Annotated in this window: 1 rRNA gene; it reads right to left on the bottom strand. The window is 57.3% G+C overall.

The features are described from left to right. Window positions 1–1,276, bottom strand: a 23S ribosomal RNA gene (locus tag ABTZ17_RS36825); the annotation flags it as partial. Between the last annotated feature and the right edge of the window lie 50 nt (window positions 1,277–1,326).

The raw sequence follows: 1,326 nt of genomic DNA, 5'->3' as shown, positions 1-1,326 counted from the left end.
CCCTCATGCTGCAATGACACGACTTCGGCGGTACGCTTGAGCCCCGCTACATTGTCGGCGCGGAATCACTTGACCAGTGAGCTATTACGCACTCTTTCAAGGGTGGCTGCTTCTAAGCCAACCTCCTGGTTGTCTCTGCGACTCCACATCCTTTCCCACTTAGCGTACGCTTAGGGGCCTTAGTCGATGCTCTGGGCTGTTTCCCTCTCGACCATGGAGCTTATCCCCCACAGTCTCACTGCCGTGCTCTCACTTACCGGCATTCGGAGTTTGGCTAAGGTCAGTAACCCGGTAGGGCCCATCGCCTATCCAGTGCTCTACCTCCGGCAAGAAACACACGACGCTGCACCTAAATGCATTTCGGGGAGAACCAGCTATCACGGAGTTTGATTGGCCTTTCACCCCTAACCACAGGTCATCCCCCAGGTTTTCAACCCTGGTGGGTTCGGTCCTCCACGAAGTCTTACCTCCGCTTCAACCTGCCCATGGCTAGATCACTCCGCTTCGGGTCTAGAGCGTGCAACTCAATCGCCCTATTCGGACTCGCTTTCGCTACGGCTTCCCCACACGGGTTAACCTCGCTACACACCGCTAACTCGCAGGCTCATTCTTCAAAAGGCACGCAGTCACGAGAGCCCGAAGGCTCCGACGCTCCCACGGCTTGTAGGCACACGGTTTCAGGTACTATTTCACTCCGCTCCCGCGGTACTTTTCACCATTCCCTCACGGTACTATCCGCTATCGGTCACCAGGGAATATTTAGGCTTAGCGGGTGGTCCCGCCAGATTCACACGGGATTTCTCGGGCCCCGTGCTACTTGGGAAATGAGCAAGCAAGCCGTACAGATTTCAGCTACGGGGGTCTTACCCTCTACGCCGGACCTTTCGCATGTCCTTCGCCTATCCATACGGTTTCTGACTCGCCCAGCCGCCGGCAGACGACTGAAGCTCACTCCCACAACCCCGTACACGCAACCCCTGCCGGGTCTCACACGTATACGGTTTAGCCTCATCCGGTTTCGCTCGCCACTACTCCCGGAATCACGGTTGTTTTCTCTTCCTGAGGGTACTGAGATGTTTCACTTCCCCTCGTTCCCTCCACACTGCCTATGTGTTCAGCAGCGGGTGACAGCCCATGACGACTGCCGGGTTTCCCCATTCGGACACCCCCGGATCAAAGCTCGGTTGACAGCTCCCCGGGGCCTATCGCGGCCTCCCACGTCCTTCATCGGTTCCTGGTGCCAAGGCATCCACCGTGCGCCCTTAAAAACTTGGCCACAGATGCTCGCGTCCACTGTGTAGTTCTCAAGCAACGACCAGCCACCCA

It is taken from the genome of Streptomyces sp. NPDC097619 (assembly GCF_040302735.1).
Classification (GTDB): domain Bacteria; phylum Actinomycetota; class Actinomycetes; order Streptomycetales; family Streptomycetaceae; genus Streptomyces.
The sequence above is the reverse complement of the archived record's forward strand: the minus strand, read 5'-3'. Positions and strand labels throughout refer to the sequence as shown.